This window comes from Psychromonas saccharinae (genome assembly GCF_051201515.1).
Taxonomy (GTDB): Bacteria; Pseudomonadota; Gammaproteobacteria; order Enterobacterales; family Psychromonadaceae; genus Psychromonas.
In genome coordinates, this window is the sequence record NZ_CP195153.1 from 1,663,695 (window position 1) to 1,676,314 (window position 12,620).

The 12,620-nt window shown below is 38.4% G+C and carries 13 protein-coding genes; 9 read left to right on the forward strand and 4 right to left on the reverse strand.

What is annotated here, in order from left to right; all coding sequences use genetic code 11:
* Positions 1–41 precede the first annotated feature (41 nt).
* Genes ACR30L_RS07350 through ACR30L_RS07360 form a run of 3 tightly spaced genes read left to right on the forward strand, consistent with a single transcriptional unit; the run spans position 42 to position 3,563 of the window.
* Positions 42–656: an NAD(P)H-dependent oxidoreductase gene (locus ACR30L_RS07350; RefSeq protein ID WP_435237376.1), complete on the forward strand. Its 615-nt coding sequence runs from the start codon at positions 42–44 to the stop codon at positions 654–656.
* Positions 653–2,566: a cation:proton antiporter domain-containing protein gene (locus tag ACR30L_RS07355; RefSeq protein WP_435237377.1), complete on the forward strand. Its 1,914-nt coding sequence runs from the start codon at positions 653–655 to the stop codon at positions 2,564–2,566. Before ACR30L_RS07350 ends, ACR30L_RS07355 begins: the two co-directional genes overlap by 4 nt.
* 55 nt (positions 2,567–2,621) lie before the next feature.
* Positions 2,622–3,563: a LysR family transcriptional regulator gene (locus tag ACR30L_RS07360; protein WP_435237378.1), complete on the forward strand. Its 942-nt coding sequence runs from the start codon at positions 2,622–2,624 to the stop codon at positions 3,561–3,563.
* A 63-nt stretch (positions 3,564–3,626) separates the two neighbouring features.
* Here ACR30L_RS07360 and acuI read toward each other — a convergent pair whose 3' ends face one another.
* Positions 3,627–4,607, reverse strand: coding sequence for an acrylyl-CoA reductase (NADPH) (gene acuI, locus ACR30L_RS07365; RefSeq protein WP_435237379.1), 981 nt, complete (start codon positions 4,605–4,607; stop codon positions 3,627–3,629).
* A 273-nt stretch (positions 4,608–4,880) separates the two neighbouring features.
* On the opposite strand from acuI, the gene ACR30L_RS07370 reads away from it, so the two are divergent.
* Complete coding sequence (locus ACR30L_RS07370; protein ID WP_435237380.1) at positions 4,881–5,132, forward strand: hypothetical protein; 252 nt, start codon at positions 4,881–4,883, stop codon at positions 5,130–5,132.
* 32 nt (positions 5,133–5,164) lie between these two features.
* Here ACR30L_RS07370 and ACR30L_RS07375 read toward each other — a convergent pair whose 3' ends face one another.
* Together ACR30L_RS07375 and ACR30L_RS07380 are read right to left on the reverse strand one after the other, a co-directional pair.
* Entirely contained in the window at positions 5,165–5,665 is a 501-nt protein-coding gene (locus ACR30L_RS07375; protein ID WP_435237381.1) for a hypothetical protein, read from the reverse strand.
* A 292-nt stretch (positions 5,666–5,957) separates the two neighbouring features.
* Positions 5,958–6,347 (reverse strand): nitrous oxide-stimulated promoter family protein, encoded by a 390-nt coding sequence (locus ACR30L_RS07380; protein WP_435237382.1) that lies wholly within the window; start codon positions 6,345–6,347, stop codon positions 5,958–5,960.
* A 78-nt stretch (positions 6,348–6,425) separates the two neighbouring features.
* Here ACR30L_RS07380 and ACR30L_RS07385 point away from each other — a divergent pair, with 78 nt between their 5' ends.
* From ACR30L_RS07385 to pyrD, 5 genes are all read left to right on the forward strand, one after another.
* A complete protein-coding gene (locus ACR30L_RS07385; protein WP_435237383.1) occupies positions 6,426–8,348 on the forward strand; it encodes an ATP-dependent DNA helicase in 1,923 nt (640 codons plus the stop codon).
* 71 nt (positions 8,349–8,419) lie between these two features.
* Positions 8,420–9,133 (forward strand): tRNA (adenosine(37)-N6)-threonylcarbamoyltransferase complex dimerization subunit type 1 TsaB, encoded by a 714-nt coding sequence (tsaB, locus tag ACR30L_RS07390; protein WP_435237384.1) that lies wholly within the window; start codon positions 8,420–8,422, stop codon positions 9,131–9,133.
* Positions 9,134–9,165: 32 nt separating this feature from the next.
* Positions 9,166–9,465 carry a hypothetical protein gene (locus tag ACR30L_RS07395; protein WP_435237385.1) on the forward strand — a complete coding sequence of 100 codons (300 nt, stop codon included), beginning with the start codon at positions 9,166–9,168 and terminating at the stop codon, positions 9,463–9,465.
* Positions 9,455–10,270, forward strand: a complete 816-nt coding sequence (locus ACR30L_RS07400; RefSeq protein ID WP_435237386.1) for a hypothetical protein — start codon at positions 9,455–9,457, stop codon at positions 10,268–10,270. The genes ACR30L_RS07395 and ACR30L_RS07400 overlap by 11 nt, the downstream gene beginning before the upstream one ends.
* A gap of 125 nt (positions 10,271–10,395) precedes the next feature.
* Positions 10,396–11,406: a quinone-dependent dihydroorotate dehydrogenase gene (pyrD, locus tag ACR30L_RS07405; protein ID WP_435237387.1), complete on the forward strand. Its 1,011-nt coding sequence runs from the start codon at positions 10,396–10,398 to the stop codon at positions 11,404–11,406.
* 62 nt (positions 11,407–11,468) lie between these two features.
* Here the strand turns inward: pyrD and ACR30L_RS07410 are convergent, their stop codons facing one another.
* The gene (locus ACR30L_RS07410; protein ID WP_435237388.1) at positions 11,469–12,617 is read right to left on the reverse strand and encodes a methyltransferase; all 1,149 of its coding nucleotides are present in this window, start codon (positions 12,615–12,617) and stop codon (positions 11,469–11,471) included.
* Positions 12,618–12,620: the final 3 nt, after the last annotated feature.

Sequence of the window (12,620 nt, forward strand, 5' to 3'; positions counted from 1 at the left end):
TCAAAAATATTATTAAACGACCTTGTTTTAGTGGAAATAACATGCAAAAAAATAAAGTGTTGGTGCTGTATGCGCATCCTTCTCAACATCGATCTGAAGTGAACCACCCATTATTTAATGTATCTCGTCAAATTGAAGGGGTGACTGCCGTTGATCTTTATGGAGAATATCCAAGTTATAATATTGATATTAGTAAAGAGCAGCAGCGTTTACTCGACCATGAAGTCATCATTTTTCAATTCCCACTGTTTTGGTACTCAACGCCAGCCATTTTAAAGGAGTGGCAGGATCTGGTTTTAGAATATGGTTTTGCTTACGGCGATGGTGCCGATGCATTAAAAGATAAAGTTTTTATGTGTGTGCTTTCTGCTGGTGGTAAAGAAGAAGCTTATCAAAGTAATGGCTATCTACACTACACCATTGAAGAGTTATTGCGTCCGCTTGAACAAATGGCCAATCTATCGAGTATGAAATATTTAAATCCCTTTGTTTTATTTGGATCGCGAACGGCGAAAGAAGAAGGGCGTCTAGAGCCACATCTTATTCAATGGAAAAAATTGATTGTTGCGTTAACAGAAGGGCATATAGATATTGGTGCTTCACAGGCGACTGATCAGCATAACCAATATATTACCCATTCAGGAGCCCATTTATGACTGGTATTTTTCTCCAAGCTTTTATTTATCTGGCGGCTGCAGTTATTGCTGTCCCACTTGCTAGTCGATTTGGTTTGGGATCCGTATTAGGTTACCTCATTGCAGGTGTGGTTATTGGGCCCATTATAGGTTTGGTCGGTGAAGAAACGACGACGATCCAGCATTTTGCTGAATTTGGTGTCGTTATGATGCTTTTCTTGGTCGGCCTTGAATTAGATCCGAAAAAGTTATGGGCAATGCGACTGCGTTTGATTGGTTTAGGTGGCTTGCAAGTAGGGGGGACAATTGCTGCCGTCATGGGAATTGCGCTCTTTTTCGGGCAACCTTGGTCGATTGCATTGACCATTGGATTAATATTTTCTCTATCTTCAACGGCGATTGTATTACAAACATTCAAAGAAAAAGGATTAGGTAAAACCGTCGGGGCGCAGAATGCTTTTTCTATTTTACTGTTTCAAGATATCGCAGTTATTCCGATGTTGGCGTTTATTCCATTATTAGCGATTCCTGAATTAATTGAGCAAGCAGCCAATTTAGCGACAACCGTGGACAGTCATGAACAATTAAGTTTAGTTGCTGGATTGCCTGGTTGGGCTTATGGACTGGTGATTATTTTATCTATTTCTGCTGTTGCCATCAGTGGGCATTTTTTAAGTCGGCCTTTATTTCGTTTTGTGGCAAATTGTGGTTTAAGAGAAATTTTTACTGCTACGGCATTGATGTTGGTGATTGGTATTGCCGCTTTAATGAGTTTGGTCGGTTTATCGCCTGCATTAGGGGCGTTCCTCGCAGGCGTTGTTATGGCTAATAGTGAATTTCGCCATGAGTTAGAGTCTAATATTGAGCCCTTTAAAGGGTTGCTACTTGGGTTGTTTTTTATTACGGTCGGCGCAGGTATCGATTTTTCAGTCCTATGGAATGAATTCTTTTTAATTATCGCGTTAACCTTTGGCGTTATTATGATTAAGGCGGTGATATTATATCTGCTGGCATTGATTTTTAAGATTAAAAACAGTGACAGGTGGTTATTAACCTTAAGTCTTGCACAAGCAGGGGAATTCGGTTTTGTATTGCTTGGTTTTACATTACAAAGTCATGTATTACCCGTAGATTTAACACAGAAATTATTTTTAGTAGTCGCACTTTCTATGTTCTTAACGCCGGGGTTATTTATTTTCTTTGATAAAATGATTCAACCGCGTTTTGTACAAAAATCCAATGATCGAGAGCAGGATACGGTGGATGAGCATGGCACGGTTATCATTGCTGGAATTGGTCGTGTAGGCCAAATTATAAATCGTATGTTGGTGGCCAATGGTGTTAAAACAGTCGTACTTGATCATCAAGTTAATCAAGTCGATGCAATGCGTCAGATTGGTACAAAAAGTTATTTTGGTGATGCAACACAACCCAATTTACTCCATACCGCAGGCATAGAAACGGCAATGGCCTTTGTTATTGCCATCGATAATCAAGAAAGTAGTGTTGAATTAGTGAAATATGTTCATCATAGTTATCCTAATATCAAAATTATTGCTCGTTCCTTTGATCGTGGGCATGCGTACTTACTTAAGCAAGCTGGGGCGGATATTATTGAATCTGAAACTTATCACTCAGCGCTAGAATTAGGTGCTCATACAATGCGTGCACTTGGGCATCATCCTTATTTTGTTGAGCAACAAAAATCGACCTATAAAAATGTAGAGGAACAAAAATCTGAATTGCTTTATCAAGCTTGGGCCGATGATGCTGGCGGAGAACGTGTCGACAATAATTACATTAAATTATTTATGCAGCTTGAAGATCATATTGCCGATGCGATGGGTAAAGATAAAAGAGGGATTCACTCTTTGTCTGAACGTGAGTGGACACCTCCTCCCAAGGGATATGTTGATGAGTTGAGTGAGTAACATTGCAGGTTGTTGTTCACAATTAATGGGGTATTGATCATTATGGATTTGAAGTATGGAACTTGAAGAAGTCTATCGACGTGACTTAAATTTATTAGTGGCGTTAAAAGTGTTGATAGAAGAGGGGAGTGTTAGTCGCAGCGCTATTCGCCTTAATCTTAGTCAATCGGCTATGAGTCGAGTGCTTGGGCGATTAAGGGCGTTATTGCAGGATCCTTTATTTATTCGCCAAGGACAATATCTACAGCCAACGGAGCGAGCTATCGAAATCAGTCAGGCTCTAAATCAGCCATTAGAATCATTAAGACTGTTACTTTCACCATCAAATTTTGAGCCGAAACAGTGTAAACAGCATTTTGTTATTGCAACGACGGATTACGCAATGCAAACCATTTTACCCTATGCCTTACCGACTATTTATGAGCAAGCACCTCATATCACCATTGAGTTTCCTCCGTTACAACAAGATCAAATGGTCAGTCAATTATCCTCGGATGGTGCTGATATGGCTATTTGCCGCTTAATTCATCAGGTGGAGCCATTACAGCGACAAACCCTAGGTCGCGTAAGTGTATGTTGCATGTTATCTAAATCGCACCCCTTAGCAAAGAAAGCATTAACCCTAGCGGATTACCTTGCGTACCCCCATGCATTAATTGCCATTAGTGATGGCGTTAAGGCGTTGATTGATAATGCCATTAATGATTGCCCCAAGCCTAAAACGGTATTGCGTGCATATCATTTAGAAGCTGCGTTGGCGATTGTCGACAGTATGCCATTAATTATCACTGTACCTGCGGATTTAGCGTATTTAGTGGCAGAGCAACATAGCCTTATTGTTAAACCGCTTCCCTTTGAATTTGATCCATTTGAATATTCTTTAATTTGGCATCCGCGTTGCGATCATTCAACTGCACAAATTTGGTTAAGAAATGTATTAAAGGAACAATGTGGGAAATTAATGGAAGAAAGGGGATATCAATTAGGTTTATTGTAATAAAAAGGTCTGCACAGCAGACCCATTTCTATTTACATTGGTACAAGTCTTAATAATCTTAACTCATAGTTTAATAACAATGCGTCCAGTAACTTGACCATTGGTGATGGCTTCTGCTACTGCTGGCGCTTCCTCAAGTGCAACTTCTTTACAGGCTTGTTGATAATAGCTTTGTGGTAATAATTCAACCAAACGATTCCAAGCAGCAACTCGTTTTTCATAAGGACATGCCACTGAATCAACGCCTAATAATTTAACGCCACGCAATATAAATGGCATAACGGTTGTTGGAAGATCAAAACCAGCAGCAAGACCGCAGGCAGCCACTGCGCTATTGTAATCCATTTGCGATAGTACTTTTGCTAGAATTTTACTCCCTGCAGTGTCAATCGCGCCTGCCCATAGTTGTTTTTCTAATGGGCGAGCAGGCTCTTCTAAATCGCTACGTTCAATGACGCGAGAAGCACCAAGCTGTTTTAATAACTCGCCATTTTCTGTAATACGGCCAGTGACGGCAACGACTTGATAGCCAAGTGTTGCTAATAATGTCACGGCAACGGAACCTACACCACCACTTGCTCCGGTCACTAATATTTCTCCGCTGTCCGGTGTGACACCCGCATCAATTAAAGCTTGAACACATAGCATTCCCGTTAAGCCCGCAGTACCAATCATCATGGCTTGTTTCCCACTTAACCCGTTAGGTAAAGGAACTAGCCAGTCAGCTTTTAAGCTTGCTTTTTCTGCCATGCCACCCCAATGGCCTTCACCAACGCCCCAACCCGTTAAAACGACATTATCACCGGTTTTATAGCGAGTATCTTTAGACTCAATAACTTGTCCTGCTAAATCAATGCCTGGCACCATTGGAAATTGACGCACAATACGGCCTTTACCCGTTATTGCTAAGCCATCCTTATAATTTAACGAAGAATACTCGACCGCAATTAAAACTTCCTCCTCGGGTAACATCGATTCATCTATTTGGCGAATATCTGCCGTGGTCTTTTTGTCTTGTTGCTCAAGGATAAGTGCTTTAAACATAAGGTAACTCCAAAATAGGGAAAGATAATTATTAAAGTGTAAAACTGAATCTATCATGAATAAAGTGAAAGTTAATCATAGTAAATATGCATAATACACATAGATGGTTGATACCATTTAATATGGTATTTTTTACATATTGTATCGTACCGGTATATTTTCAAATTGGAGAGCATACTATCAGGTTGTTAAATGGTGGTGATTGATATGAATCACTCAAGTTAAATGCATATCTGCCGATAAAATGAACAATAGGTATGTAAAGGAGGCGATATGAGTCAGCATCTAATTACAGAGTTTATCAATCGAACGTATGTATTTAAGCCATTTAATGACAGTAAAATAACGAATCGACCAATTAAAAAATATCAGGGATCAAATAGGAAAAATAATATTTCACCTGAAATGATTGCACAAAGTACGCCGTTGAAGCACAAAGAGGCAAGGAAACAAGAAATAAAGAATGATTCAGAAGAGGATAGAGAGCAAAAAAGTGAAGCAAAACATATTGATATTATTATTTGACTTCACTTATTACGGATAATTATAAATAAATATTAATACTTACCCATTTCAATAACGGTTTCAGCATTAACTTGATCGCCCTTAACGGCTTTAACGGTTAAGTAATATTCATGATTTTTTGCACCTGAACAAGGTGGCATATAAGCACCGGCAATATCCCAACCAGGGCTGCGATGAGCTTCCATCATAGTAAAACGATCCGGTAGTGAAAAAGTATGTCCGGGAACAGAAGGAATTTGCACCATCATACCGGGAGAGGTGAGGGAATATTTCATTATCCCGTGACCGCCATTATTCATTTTTTCAGAATCTCTATCACTGTATTCCAACACAATGGCATCAGAACCAGCTGGAATATCTAAAACCATTAACTTGGGGGTCATTGGATTATCACCACCAAACTTTTGGCATTGTTGTCCCTCTGGGATGATTTTCCCATTCCATGCGCTCTCGGTGAATTTGACTTCAAGTGCTGATGCTCCGCTTGATAAGGCGAATAGAGTTGAAAAAGCGATTAAAAGTTTTAAATTCATTATAAAAATCTCCATTTAGGTTATTGCTATTACAGGATCCGTTTTGTTGCTTTGTCTACTCATTACGATGCAATAGATATTAATATCGTAACGTGTATATGACATAAATTTTACAACCACCAACAATAATAGATGGTTTATTAAGCGATGTAGGTTCATTTACAATAATTTACATAAATTTATCACGCTATTGTGAGCTATACGTTTGATAGGAAGCTTTGGTTTACTTTTGTTGATAAAGTTATTGTTTTATGGATGCACGCTCTTGTTACGTGCTGTAATATTTTTCGTATTATTTCTTTTTATGTTTATGTCTAATGTGCCGATTTGACGCGGTATGGGGGATTCGACTAGGGATGGAACGTTGTTCTCCTATAATATGTTTAAGTGCTAAAATGGGGTGCCATAACAGCATACGTGGGCCTGCATAACGCATAATTTTCTTTGCCTGTTCACGTCTATTACTTTTATAACAATGAATAGGGCATTTATTACAGGTCGGCTTAATTTGTCCATAGGGGCAGCGATCGAGCTTTTCATTGGCATAAACTAAAAATGATTGGCATTCAGCACAGGGGATAGAATCAGCGTGATGATGTGCTTTGCAATAAATAGTTACCATCTCAGAAATAGTTTTGTATTCGATTCCTAATTGCCCTGGCAGGTGATGTAATTTATTCATCCTTACTTAACTCATTTTAATTGTACTGATTTCGCGTAGAATACCTCGAGTTAATCTAACTACAAAGAGTATCCTGTTTTGATTTCATCTTTTTTTTCATCTTTTGGCGCATTAAGCCAAAAACTGCCGCATTTTATTGCTCGTGATGCTCAGGTCGAAATGGCTAAGGCTGTTGCGAATGTGATTAACACAAAACAACAGCTGGTGGTCGAAGCGGAAACGGGAACAGGAAAAACCTTTGCTTATTTAGCACCCGCTTTACTGTCCTATGATAAAGAAAGCGGATCAAAAATAATAATATCGACCGGAAGTAAAGCCTTGCAAGAGCAGTTATTTACGAAGGATCTTCCCCTGCTAGTTGAAACGACAAACTTCACGGGCAAAGTGAGTGTGTTAAAGGGGCGAAATAATTATCTTTGTAATGAGCGATTAAATCGTTTTATGTTAGAAACTAAACATAAAGATAGAACGCTTCAGGTTGAATTAGTTAAAATTAAAAACTGGTCATTAAAAACAAAAACGGGCGATATTGCCGATATCGAAAACTTAGCTGAAGATGCTGCGATAATTCCGTCTATTACTAGCAATAATGACAATTGTTTAGGGCGTGAATGCCCGAGTTTCGATGACTGTTTTATTGTTAAAGCACGTAAAAAAGCAATGGAAGCTGATTTAGTGGTTATTAACCATCACTTGTTTTTCGCGGATTTAGCGGTAAAAGAGACGGGGTTTGGTGAATTAGTACCTGAAGCAGGTGTCTATATTTTCGACGAAGCACATCAATTACCCGATATTGCGAGTATGTATTTTGGTGAATCATTATCAAGCCGTCAGTTAATTGAATTAGCCAAAGAAATTGATTATGTATATCGCACTGAGATGCGAGAAGCGAAACAAATGTCTAAGGCTGCTGATCAATTACGTACAGCGGCATTAGATTTTCGTCTTGCTTTTGCGATGGATAAAGGCGCGGGAAGTTGGCGCGATAAATCACGTGACCGCATTATGGAATTACATGCACAGCGTTTATTACAAGTGATGGATTTTTTAAATGAAGTCGTATGTGAGTTATTAGGAAAAAGTGAAGTCTTAGATCACTGCTTTGATCGTTTAAATCAATTTACCTTATTATTCAAAAAGCTTAATAGTGTTAATGAAAGTGGTTTTAGTTATTGGTATGAATGTACAAAACAACACTTTTCATTGAATATTACGCCACTCAGTGTAGCGCAGCGATTTCAGTTAGAATGTCAGAAAAAAGAGGCGGCTTGGGTATTTACCTCAGCAACATTGTCTGTAAAAGGGCGTTTTGAACACTTTACTGATTTACTGGGATTGCAAAATAGTCAATGTCTACAGCTAAATAGTCCCTTTGATTATGCTAAACAAACGCTCTTTGTTGTGCCAAGATTATTACCTGAACCGGGGACGCCGGGGTTAGCAGAAAAATTAGTCGAGCGTTTATCGCCTGTTATTCGTGCTAGTAAAGGACGGTGTTTCTTTTTGTGTACCAGCCATGCCATGATGAATCAATTGGCGACTGGTTTTCGGCGAACCTTAACGTTACCCGTTTTATTGCAAGGAGAGAAAAGTAAACAGGCGTTATTAGATGAATTTGTCAGTCAGGGAAATGCATTATTAGTTGCCACGGGAAGTTTTTGGGAAGGTGTTGATGTTCGAGGGCAAGCGTTGTCTTGTGTGATTATCGATAAAATTCCCTTTGCTTCTCCCGATGAACCTCTACTAAAAGCACGAATTGAAGATGCACAATTAAAGGGAAAAGATCCTTTTTCTGATGTGCAGCTCCCCCAAGCAGTCATAACCTTTAAACAGGGGATTGGGCGTTTGATTCGAGCAGAGCAAGATAAAGGCGTGGTGATAGTTTGTGATAATCGCTTAGTGACGCGTCCCTACGGTAGTTTATTTTTGAATAGTTTGCCGAGTATGCCAAGAACTAGAAATTTAGATAATGCGATTGAATTTTTAAAGCAAATTGATTGAAGGCGTATAAGCTTTTCTAAAAATGGGTTAAAATCCACAACATAATAATTAAATGTATAAATAGGTTAACTATGTCTCAAGCAGTAAATATTTTATGTGTCGATACTTCAACGGAAGCGTGTTCGGTTGCAGTGCTTTGTTCAACAGAAAGCGAACAAATAATTAGCGATCATTTTATGCTCGCACCTCGAGAACATACTCAAAAAATATTGCCGACAATTGAACAAGTAATTAAACAGTCTGGTTTAACGCTTTCGGATATGGATGTGATTGCCTATGGTCGAGGTCCGGGTAGTTTTACTGGGGTAAGAATTGGCATTAGTATTGCTCAAGGTTTAGCCTATGGAATAGAAAAACCGATTGTTGGCGTCTCTACTTTACAAGCAATGTCTCAGGAAGCCTATAAAAGCAACAAGGCTAAGCATGTTTATGCCGCAATTGATGCACGAATGGGCGAAGTTTATTTTGCTCATTATTGTTTGGTTGACGACTTAATGACGGTTGTCGATCAAGAAGTGGTTATCAAACCTGACGATTTATTGGCGTTAGGTTTACATGTGGAGCCTGACTCTGTTTTAGTGGGGACTGGGTGGAAGGCCTATCCCGCATTGGTTGAGTATTTCAATGCCGCCAAGCAATTAGATATTGAGTTTCCAAATGCAAAATACATGCTTGTTCAGGCTATGCATAGCGTTGTTAATAAGGAAACCGTCGCACCAGAATTAGCGACACCCGTTTATTTACGTGATAAAGTAACATGGAAAAAATTACCTGGAAGAGAGTAAGTGACGTTGATTTTTGATCCGCTGGAGTATTAATGGCAATACAAAATAATACTAATGTAATGACGGCTCCGATTAATACCGGCAAAGTGGCGATTCTGAAAAAAACGCCACAGGCCAGTGTTAGCGAAATTGTGCCCGTTACAAAAAAAGCCAAAGCCGCTGATTTCTCGATGGTATTATCCGAAAAGCAAAAGGATGCGTTGGATAACGGTTTGGGATACGATCAACCAAATTTCAAGCAACGTGGTGCGTTGGAAGCCTATCAAAAAGTATCTGTGCAGGAAAAACGTGATGCAATTATAGAGAGCATGAGTTTTCATTTTGTTGTTTAAATACCGTTGGCTATCTATGTTTCGTGTTGTGTTATTTTTTACATTTCTGTTCACCAGTTTATTCGTAAACAGTCTCCCTTATAAAATCGATCTTACCGATCAACAATTATCTGAACTAGGTTTGTTGATTTGGAAAAATGAAGGTCAAAATAAATTAGACCACTTAACCGTTTGGAATCGAGGGGAAGACTTTCCTTCGCTGGGGTTAGGGCATTTTATTTGGTATCCTGAAAATAAAAAGGGGCCTTTTAAAGAGCAGTTTCCAGCGTTATTGGATTTTTTTAAAGCAAATAATGTGACGTTACCCTATTGGATTGATAAAGCATCATTTGCACCTTGGCATTCCCGTGAACAATTTTATCAAGTCTTCGAACAACCACAATTAAAAGGTTTACGGATATTTTTAAGCGAACATCTTGATATCCAAGTTAAATTTATTATTTTACGCCTAGAGAATGCAATTCCTGAAATAATTGAATCGAGTGAACAATGGCAACAGCAAAAAATTAAAGCGAATATTCAACAACTAACAGCAACAACTGCGGGTCTGTTTACCCTGTTAGATTATATTAACTTTAAAGGCGAAGGTATTTCTTCAAAAGAGCGCTATCAGGGGCAAGGTTGGGGGTTAAAACAAGTGCTTTTAACCATGCCTGAGCAATATGAAAACCCATTACGTGCTTTTGGTTTGTCTGCTGATGAAGTGTTAACTCGCCGAGTCAAAAATGCGCCTCGAGATGAAACTCGTTGGCTAAAGGGCTGGCGAAATCGTGTTCATGCTTATCAAAACATGGTTGTTAATTAAAGGTTGAAGATTAATGAAAGGATCCGTTCTCATTAAATAATACCTCCTCTTTTTAGTTCAATTTCCTCCTATAAACAGATATAATCGCCGCAATTTATATTCACGTTACTAATAGGGATTTTATTATGTTTTATCGCATTATGCGTAGTTGTCTTTTCAAGTTACATCCAGAAAAAGCACATGATTTAACCATTAAAATGCTGAAGTTAACCTCGGGTACTTTTCTAGAATTATTCTATCGACAAAAAGTACAACACAGACCAATTAAGGTAATGGGATTGACCTTTCCAAATGCCATTGGTTTAGCAGCCGGATTAGATAAAAATGGTGAATGTATTGATGGCTTTGGTGCGATGGGATTTGGCCATATTGAAATTGGTACCGTTACCCCTGTCGCACAGCCTGGTAATCCAGAGCCTCGTTTGTTTCGTGTTTTAGAGTCGGAAGGCATTATTAACCGAATGGGGTTTAATAATAACGGTGTTGATGAATTAATCGCGAATGTAAGAGATAGCCATTATAAAGGCGTTATTGGGATTAATATTGGTAAAAACTTTTCTACTCCTGTTGAAGAGGGGAAAAATGATTATCTTAAATGCATGAATAAAGTCTATCAACATGCAGGATATATTGCGGTTAATATTTCTTCGCCAAACACGCCTGGACTAAGAACGTTGCAATATGGTGAGGCGCTCGAAGAGTTGCTTGCAGCATTAAAAGAACGCCAAGGTGAGCTAAAAATAAAATACAACAAATATGTTCCCCTTGCGTTGAAAGTGGCCCCCGATTTGAGCGATGAAGAAATTGAATCTATTGCGAATGCATTATTAAAATATAAAATTGATGGTTTAATCGCAACGAATACCACATTAGACAGAGAAATAATTAAAGGCATGTCTCATGCCTCTGAAGCTGGCGGTTTAAGTGGTCGTCCTGTTCAAAGCAAAAGTACAGTGGTTATTGGTAAATTCGCAGCACATTTAAAAGGTGAAATTCCAATTATTGGTGTGGGTGGTATTGATAGTGTGATTGCAGCAAAAGAGAAAATTGATGCTGGTGCAAGTCTAGTCCAAATTTATTCTGGCTTTATTTATAATGGACCTGAATTGGTTAAAAAAATTGCAAATTATATTTAATATCTAATATAAAATTAAAAGGCAGCTTATTTAGCTGCCTTTGTCGTTTTACTGGATCACATTTAGTATTCTTTTACAGCACGTAAAATAACAAACTTTTTATTTTCAGTGACTAATTCGCAGTTTCCAAAAATACGTTCTAGCTTATCTTTGTAATCTAAATGACGATTACCTACAATCACCAACTCCCCACCTTCAACTAAGCAGAAGCGAGCGTCATTAAACATACTCCAAGCAATTTGGTCTGTAATAGCTTGTTGTTGGTGAAAAGGCGGGTTACATAAAATTAGATCATAACAGCCAGCTTTAAAGCCAACTAACCCATTGTTCACCACAAAGCGTGCATGTTCTGTTTGTTCTTCAGGTAAGTTTTTTAACATATTGATGCGTGCGGAATCGATTGCCATATAGGATTCATCGATAAAGGTAATTTGTGCCTTTGGGTAAGCTTCAGATGCCGCCATGCCGACAACACCGTTACCGCACCCAAGGTCAACAACTTTTGAAAAGTCACCCTCTGGTAAATTATCCATTAAAAAACGACCACCGATATCAAGGTGATTACGCGAAAATACATTTGCATGGTTATGAATTTTCCAACCCTGCTTTTCAATTTCCCAAGTTAATGGAATTTCTTTTTCCGGAATATCGACTTGATCAACGAGACTAAAAATTAATCGAGATTTTTTCTTTGCAAGTGATGTTTTAGTCGAGCCAATATAGGTTTCAAATAATTGCAGCGTCGAAGAATGGATCATATTGACCTTGCCCGCTGCAACAATAATGGTTTCCTTGGAAATAACTTTACTAAGTTGTTGTAATGTATATTCTAAATGAGAAAGTGTTTTGGGGACCTTAATCAATACAACTTGCACATTTCTTGGGAATTCTTGCAGACTATCCTGTAGTAGAATATTATCTTCAGGGCAATTATTACGCTGCATATTGAGTTTGATTGAGTTGAGCGATAAATATGAATCAGAAATAACGGTACGATTAAATGTTTGAAAATAACAACTTAATGCACCGAAACCATCATTAATTAACAATAATTGCCCATCGTCATTAAGATGTTTGGCAAGTTGGTTTTCGTTGAAGTAGTTGATTAGATATTCATCCGCAGAATCCCATGCTTGTAGTGTCTCATTTTTAATTCTCGGATGACGATGCAAAACCAGCGTTTCTTCTGCAATCGTAAGTATTTCATTCATAAA

Excerpts from the sequence above, each read along its gene's own strand:
- pyrD (WP_435237387.1), top strand. The coding sequence starts at position 10,396 with ATGTTTTATCGCATTATGCGTAGTTGTCTTTTCAAGTTACATCCAGAA.
- ACR30L_RS07380 (WP_435237382.1), bottom strand. The coding sequence starts at position 6,347 with ATGAATAAATTACATCACCTGCCAGGGCAATTAGGAATCGAATACAAA.
- ACR30L_RS07395 (WP_435237385.1), top strand. The coding sequence starts at position 9,166 with ATGGCAATACAAAATAATACTAATGTAATGACGGCTCCGATTAATACC.
- ACR30L_RS07350 (WP_435237376.1), top strand. The coding sequence starts at position 42 with ATGCAAAAAAATAAAGTGTTGGTGCTGTATGCGCATCCTTCTCAACAT.
- ACR30L_RS07410 (WP_435237388.1), bottom strand. The coding sequence starts at position 12,617 with ATGAATGAAATACTTACGATTGCAGAAGAAACGCTGGTTTTGCATCGT.
- ACR30L_RS07360 (WP_435237378.1), top strand. The coding sequence starts at position 2,622 with ATGGAACTTGAAGAAGTCTATCGACGTGACTTAAATTTATTAGTGGCG.
- ACR30L_RS07375 (WP_435237381.1), bottom strand. The coding sequence starts at position 5,665 with ATGAATTTAAAACTTTTAATCGCTTTTTCAACTCTATTCGCCTTATCA.
- acuI (WP_435237379.1), bottom strand. The coding sequence starts at position 4,607 with ATGTTTAAAGCACTTATCCTTGAGCAACAAGACAAAAAGACCACGGCA.
- ACR30L_RS07355 (WP_435237377.1), top strand. The coding sequence starts at position 653 with ATGACTGGTATTTTTCTCCAAGCTTTTATTTATCTGGCGGCTGCAGTT.
- ACR30L_RS07370 (WP_435237380.1), top strand. The coding sequence starts at position 4,881 with ATGAGTCAGCATCTAATTACAGAGTTTATCAATCGAACGTATGTATTT.
- tsaB (WP_435237384.1), top strand. The coding sequence starts at position 8,420 with ATGTCTCAAGCAGTAAATATTTTATGTGTCGATACTTCAACGGAAGCG.